This is a genomic window from Nostoc sp. FACHB-888, from assembly GCF_014696655.1.
Taxonomy (GTDB): domain Bacteria; phylum Cyanobacteriota; class Cyanobacteriia; order Cyanobacteriales; family Nostocaceae; genus Nostoc.
In genome coordinates, this window is sequence record NZ_JACJQM010000285.1 from 1 (window position 1) to 4,335 (window position 4,335).

At 41.2% G+C, this 4,335-nt stretch carries 2 protein-coding genes; one reads left to right on the forward strand and one right to left on the reverse strand.

Translation table 11 applies throughout. From position 1 onward, the window contains the following. Positions 1–267: 267 nt before the first annotated feature. Positions 268–1,455 carry a pre-peptidase C-terminal domain-containing protein gene (locus H6G26_RS39125; RefSeq protein ID WP_190737196.1) on the reverse strand — a complete coding sequence of 396 codons (1,188 nt, stop codon included), beginning with the start codon at positions 1,453–1,455 and terminating at the stop codon, positions 268–270. Between the two features lie 611 nt (positions 1,456–2,066). Here H6G26_RS39125 and H6G26_RS39130 point away from each other — a divergent pair. After that, positions 2,067–4,130, forward strand: coding sequence for a serine/threonine-protein kinase (locus H6G26_RS39130; protein ID WP_190737198.1), 2,064 nt, complete (start codon positions 2,067–2,069; stop codon positions 4,128–4,130). Positions 4,131–4,335 lie beyond the last annotated feature (205 nt).

Sequence of the window (4,335 nt, forward strand, 5' to 3'; positions counted from 1 at the left end):
ATTTAATTCAGCAACTAAAACGCCCAGACGTTCATATGTGTTTGGCCTGATTTCAATTACTGCATGGTGGAGCGAAGCTCCGCCCACATTTTGTGCCAGTTCCGTAAGTCCTGTTCACGCAAGACTTCACCAGTCAACAGTGCGTGCATTAGCCGATCCAACGCCATTACTTATTACCATAATACGTTCGCCCTCGTCCCTCTCGCCCGTCGGAGAGGGATAAGTTTTTATTCAATAGAAAGCGGTAGTTTCAAGCAACTTGAATTATCAGAAGATAGTTAATCTGTATTTACCGCGTTCTTGGGGATTGTTGGAAGTAACAACTATATAGTAAGTATCATCTTCGGGCAACCTAGCTCGGTCAATTAAAGCACTGTATACACCATCTTTGTCCTTATCTTTATCTATAGCGATCGTCTTTCCTTGAGAATTTAGCAAGGCTACGTAAGGAGAAAACTCTTCATCAACACTATCTACCCTAATACTTACAAGCTGATTTTTTCTCCCTTGAAAATTGGAAATATTGTAAACGCCGCCATTTTGTTTCAGGGTTGAGCTTTTGGCAGTTAGTTGGCCTGCTTCATCTAAGGTATAGCTAGCTCTGTCATTCCTCAGAGCCAAACTATAACGGCCTATCTCTCCGGGATCTTGGCTAGTAACTGCAATTTTGTAAGTGCCTTTTACAGGTAGTCGCGCAAAAATGAATGCATCATCGCCACCACTGCTTTTGTTCAAAACGCCTTTTTTGACGATGATATTATTATCAGGATCGTGCAGAAACAACAAAGGATTTAAACTCAAGTTATTTGATCTGCGTGTATCATTACTGCCAATCAGCCTAATTTGGACTAATTGATTTTCTCTACCCTCAAACTCATAAAAATGAAAGTATCTACCTTGAGATTTAAAGTCATTTTTACTCAGAATCCCTAATGCGACATCTGCAAAGTTAATAGGCTTGTAAGTAGGTGCCACGGGTTGAGAAACTGGTGGACGGTTGGAACTTTGCTGGCGAACTCTACCTGAGTTAGAACTTTGTTGGCGAACTCTACCTGAGTTAGAACTTTGCTGGCGAACTCTACCTGAGTTAGAACTTTGCTGGCGAACTCTACCTGAATTGGAACTTTGCTGGCGAACTCTCCGTGAGTTGGAACTATTGGATCTTGGCTGTGAATTTTCTGTGTTAGACGAAGTCTGTATTGGTGACTTAACAGATGGTTTGCGTCTTGGAGATACTGATGCTTGAGAAACAGGAATTTGCTCGATTGCTTTTCTTACTGCTTCTGGTTGTCTCTCATCTGGTGATTTAGCAATTATGAAGTGTTGGGAATTTTGAGGTTTTCCCAAAGCACTTATAGGCAGCACATTACTTGTGATCAACAAACTACTACTCAAGCAAGAAATTAAAATGCGATTTAATTTTCGACGATAGTTGTTTTTTTCTACTACTAGCATAATCACGCTCTTAATTTTGCTGATAATGTTGTTTTTAATAGATAGACGAATTTTGAGCCGGAAAATTTCTATTCAACTTTCAACCACTAGTACAATGTGGTAGAAGTTTGCCTACCTTTAACAAGAGGATTTTTCCTAAAGTCTTGTTTGAGGTGGGATCTGAATTGTTGCCAAGCTGTACTAAAACAGTAAATGTCAATTTCGTAAGTATATACTGAGCTACAAGCTTAACTTTCTACTTTTCGGATTTTTGTTGAAATATTTATTTTTATCAAATATGCCCCTACCAGAGTATTTGTATCATTTTTAAAATAAAATAATACTCTTCTATATCTCTTGAGAGAGAAAAATAAAAAACTAACCTTGAATCTTGTTAAAAGCCTTGCTTGATCGGCAAAGCCAAAAAATCCTTGTTTAGAATCAAGTACGGATAAACAAACAAGGTTTTAAATATTTTGTAATGAAAGTAATAAAAGAGGTTAAACTCTTCAAGACCTTATGAGGTAAGGAAATTGGTAATTTGCATCGGATCTCAGTGATCTTGACTAACAACAGAGATTATACAGCATGACTTAAGATGATATATACTCCCCTTGAAATGGGTTCCCAGTATGCTCTGTTGTGTGAATCCCGATTGCCAAAAACCTCTGAATCCTGATACAAACAACTATTGCCACAATTGTAGAGCGGAACTGATACCCCTGCTGGGAGGTCGCTATCGTCCTACTCAGGTATTGTCAGATGAGGGCGGATTTGGTAGAACCTATTTGGCCAAAGATGTACACAAACTGAATGAATCCTGTGTTGTTAAGCAGTTCGCACCAAAAGTTCAGGGAACTGGGCCACTAACGAAGGCCATTGAACTATTTAAACAAGAAGCGAGCCGACTGCAAGAACTCGGAGAACATCCGCAAATTCCAACTTTGTTGGCTTATTTTGAACAAAAGAGCTATCTGTTTTTGGTGCAACAATTTATCGATGGGCATAACTTGCTTAAGGAATGGGAGACGCGAGGAAACTATAACGAAACAGAAATTCGCGAATTATTGCTAGATTTACTGCCCGTGCTGAGGTTTATCCATGTACGGGGAGTGATTCATCGGGATATCAAACCACAAAATATTATTCGCCGTCAAAGTGATGGGCGATTAGTGCTAATTGATTTTGGAGCCTCCAAACATCTGACGGCAACAGTGCAAACTAAAATGGGCACTGTTATTGGCTCACATGGTTACACTCCACTTGAACAGATGCAAGATGGAAAAGCTTACCCAGCCAGTGATTTATTCAGTTTGGGGGCGACTTGTTTTCATCTACTGACTGGGGTTCGCCCATCTCAACTGTGGATTCAGCAGGGCTATAGTTGGGTTGCATCTTGGCGACAATATTTGAGCAGTTCAGGTAAGAAGGGGGTTTCTGTGTCTATAGAGTTGGGTGAAGTTTTGGATAAGCTGTTGCAACTAGACATCCAAAAACGTTACCAATCGGCTGATGAAGTCATCACTGATTTGACACCTCGGCTATCACCATTGTCATCAGTGCCGCCAACTATACTTACCCCAACATTTACAACTACTTCAGCAAACACGGGCCCAGTTTCACCAAAACCAAATAACAACCTCAAAAGTCAACTGCTCTTAGGTTCTAGCATTTTGGTATTGGGATTAGGGGGAGTTTGGTATTTCCAGACTCGCACCCATACAATGAGCGAATATTCTCCAACTATTTCTTCCAAACCGACGATTCAGCCCAAAAAAAGCGTTTCGGAAAATCCTTTTCAGCCCAAACCCCTCAACGGGCATTCCAGCGATGTGAATTCCGTAGCTTTCAGCCCTGATGGCACAACCCTTGGTAGTGCCAGTGATGATAAAACAATCAAGCTATGGAATCTAGCCAGTAGAGAAGAAATCCGCACCTTAGAGGGCCATTCCAATTGGATTTGGACTGTAGGCTTCACTCCTGATAGCAAAACCCTTGTCAGTGGTAGTGCGGACAAAACAATCAAAATGTGGAATGTGGAGACAGGAAAGTTAGTCCGTACCTTGGGGGGACATAGTGACGGAGTTACTTCGGTAGCTTTCAGTCCTGGTGGCAAAATCCTTGCTAGTGGTAGTGCCAGTAAGGATATGAAAATCAAACTGTGGAATGTGGAGACAGGGAAGTTAATCCGCACCTTAGAGGGACATAATAATGGTATTGCATCTGTAGTTTTTAGTCCTGATGGCAAAACTCTTGCTAGTGGTAGCTGGGACAAGACAATTAAATTGTGGAATGTGGAGACAGGAAAGTTAATCCGCACCTTAGAGAATGCTGGGCCAATTCTTTCAGTCGCTTTTGCTCCCGATGGACTTACCCTTGCCAGTGGCAGTGATGACAAGACAATTAAACTGTGGAATCCGGTAACAGGAAACTTAATCCACACCTTAAAGGGACATAATGATAAGGTTAATTCCGTTGCCTTTTTGCGAAACGCGACTTCAAATGGTGTCACCCTTGTCAGTGGTAGTAGTGACAAGAAAATTAAACTGTGGAATCCAGTTACAGGAAAGCAAATCCGCAATTTAGAGACGGGTTCTGGATATATTTATGCCATCGCTATCAGCCCAGATGGAGAAACTATTGCCGGTGGTGGCAGTGGTGAGAACATTCTCAAGGTCTGGCAAACAATTCAATGAAAATCTGTCATGCTCGAAGACGTAATTTTGTATTTTAAAAAAAATTCTATCTTCTAGAATCGAGCTTGTTTTAACGCGATCGCTGACTTCACCAGGACTTACGGAACTGGCACAAAATGTGGGCGGAGCTTCGCTCCACCATGCAGTAATTGAAATCAGGCCAAACACATATGAACGTCTGGGCGTTTTAGTTGCTGAATTAAAT